Origin of the sequence: Mesorhizobium hawassense (assembly GCF_003289945.1) — a bacterium.
Lineage (GTDB): Bacteria > Pseudomonadota > Alphaproteobacteria > Rhizobiales > Rhizobiaceae > Mesorhizobium > Mesorhizobium hawassense.
In genome coordinates this window covers 1-2,611 of record NZ_QMBP01000052.1, presented here as the reverse complement: position 1 = coordinate 2,611, position 2,611 = coordinate 1, and the positions used below count along the sequence as shown (strand labels likewise).

General features: G+C 66.8%; 1 protein-coding gene. It reads right to left on the bottom strand.

Annotated features, from left to right (window positions below; all coding sequences use genetic code 11):
• Positions 1–41: 41 nt before the first annotated feature.
• Positions 42–2,540 (bottom strand): DNA ligase D, encoded by a 2,499-nt coding sequence (ligD, locus tag DPM33_RS35555; protein ID WP_112102223.1) that lies wholly within the window; start codon positions 2,538–2,540, stop codon positions 42–44.
• Between the last annotated feature and the right edge of the window lie 71 nt (positions 2,541–2,611).

Here is a 2,611-nt window from a genome sequence, read left to right as displayed (position 1 = left end):
GGCAGGACAGAGGGGGGCGCGAAGGAACTCGACGCCCCTTGCTAACTTGCCTTCTCAAACCCCGGCAGATCCCTTGCAGCCTCATCGATCTCCGCCCACGGATCGCCCGACGTCTCCAGCAATCCCGGCAGCGAGGCGTAGTTCAGATCCTCGGGCGCGTCGATCGTCTCCAGGTCGGTCCAGCTCACCGGCGTCGAGGCAGGCAGGTTGGTGCGGGCGCGCAGCGAATAGGGGGCGGCGGAGGTGTGGCCGCGGGCGTTGCGGTGGAAGTCGATGAAGATGCGCTTCTTGCGGTTCTCCTTGCCCATCGTCGTGGTGAAGGTATCCGGCGCGCTTGCCGCCAGCAAAGTCGAAATCGCGCTCGAGGCCTGGTGCAGTTTCTTCCAGTTCTGCTTGCGCGTCACCGGCACGGTGATGTGGATGCCCTTGCCGCCCGACGTCTTGGCGAAGGGCACCAGTCCCAGGCTCTCCAGCCCGCCCTTGATGTGGATGGCGGCCTCCACCACCTCGCGCCAGGAAATCCCCTCGCCCGGGTCGAGGTCGAAGACGATCTGGTCGGGCTTGTCGAGTTTCGATCGATGCGTGCCCCAGGTGTGGAACTCGACGACGCCGAACTGCGCCAGCGCCAGATAGCCCTTGGCGTCCTCGACCGAGAGATAGGTTTTCGTCTCGCCCTCCGAGTTGATCGACTCGAACACCGCCACCGAAGGCGGCATGCCGGTGAAGGCGTGGCGCTGGAAGAAGCAGTCCTGCGGCTTGCCGGTCGGGCAGCGCACCAGCGACACCGGCCGGCCGATGATGTGCGGCAGCATGAAATCGCCGACCAGCGCGTAATAGACGGCGATGTCGAGTTTCGTCGGCCCGGTCTTGCCGAACAGCCGCCGCTCCGGATTGGTGACCCAGATGGTGGCGAGGTCGGATTCGGCGATCAGCCGCTTGCGCTTGACCGGTGCCGGCGTGGTCAGCCCGCCGACATCGCGCAGACCGCGGAAGACGCCGTGGCGGATCGCATTGTCGGCGGTGCGGTTCGAATAGCGGATGCGGGCCGACAGCAGCGGTTTCACCCAATGCATCTCACGCATGATCTCGCGCGGCACGCCTTCGGGCGGCGTGGCGCCGGCGGTCAGACGCTCCAGCCGGGCGAGCAGGTCAGTAGCCATGTCGCGGTCGAAGCCGGTGCCGACCTTGCCGCGATAGTGCAATTCGCCATCGACGAACTCGGCCATTCCAAGCGCCGCCAGCCCCTCCGCCCGGTCGGAGACGGTGTAGCCGGCGATGACGAAGTCATCCGTCTTCTGGGCCTTCACCTTGGTCCAGCTCTTGGTGCGGCCGCTGATATAGGCGGCGTCGGCGCGCTTGGAGACGACGCCTTCCAGCCCAAGCTCGGAGGCCCGATCGTAAAGCCCCTGCCCATCGCCTTCGACATGGTCGCTGTACTGGATCGCGGCGTTGGCGGCCTGGCCGGCGAGCAATCCGGCAAGCAGCGCCTTGCGCTTTATGAGGGGCGCCTTGCGTAGGTCCCAGCCGTCGAGGTGGAGCAGGTCGAAGGCGTAGAAATGCAGTTTCGAGCCCGCGCCTTCAGCCAGCGCGTCCTGCAGCAGCGCGAAGCGCGAGATGCCCTTGTCGTCGAGCACCATGATCTCGCCGTCGATGACCGCCTGGGCGACCGGCAGCCGCGAGAACGCCTGAGGAAGATCGCCGTAGCGTTTGGTCCAGTCGATGCCGCCGCGAGTGATCAGCCGCACCTCGCCATCGACGACATGCGCCATGGTGCGGTAGCCGTCGAATTTGATCTCGTGCAACCAGAGTTGGTCGGTGCGCTCTGCGGGATCGTCGCCGCCCGGCGGCTTCGACACCTGCGTGGCGAGTTGCGGCTCGATGCGGGCCGGCGGGTCGGCCTCGACGGCGCCGGGCAGCGCGCCGGGCTTCAGCGAGCCGGCTTTCGGCGGCAGGCGCTCGCGCTTCTTCGGCGGCGCCACCAGTTCCTCGATGCGGCGGCCCGATTTCACGCTTTCCGGGCGGGTTTCGAGGATGTCGAGCTTGGTGTCGGAAGCGAGGTCGCGCTCCTTGAACAGCAGCCAGTTCTTCTTGCTCTCGTCCTCGCCGGGCTTCGGCTTGAGACGCGTCAGCATCCAGCCGCCATTGAGCTTCCGCCCGGCCAGCCGGAATTTGAAGGCGCCGGTCCTGAGGCTCTTTTCGACATCCTCCATCGGCGCCCAGGTGCCGGTGTCCCAGACGATCATCGGCCCGCCGCCATATTCGCCCTCGGGGATGACACCCTCGAAGTCGATATATTCGATCGGATGGTCCTCGGTCTCGACCGCGAGGCGCTTGTCGGCCGGATTGAGCGAGGGGCCGCGCGGGACGGCCCAGCTTTTTAGCACGCCGCCGACTTCGAGGCGCAGGTCGTAATGGTCGGCGGTGGCGTGGTGCTTGTGGACCACGAAGCGGTTGCCGCCCTCCGCGACGGTGCCGCCGGCTGGCTCGGGGGTGCGGGAGAATTGGCGCTTGGCGCGGTAGGAGGTGAGCTTGGCGGGCATGGGTCAGGCGTCGAAGGGCATAATGGAAAACGGCGTACGCCTCGTTCCTTCGCGCCCCCCTCTGTCCTGCC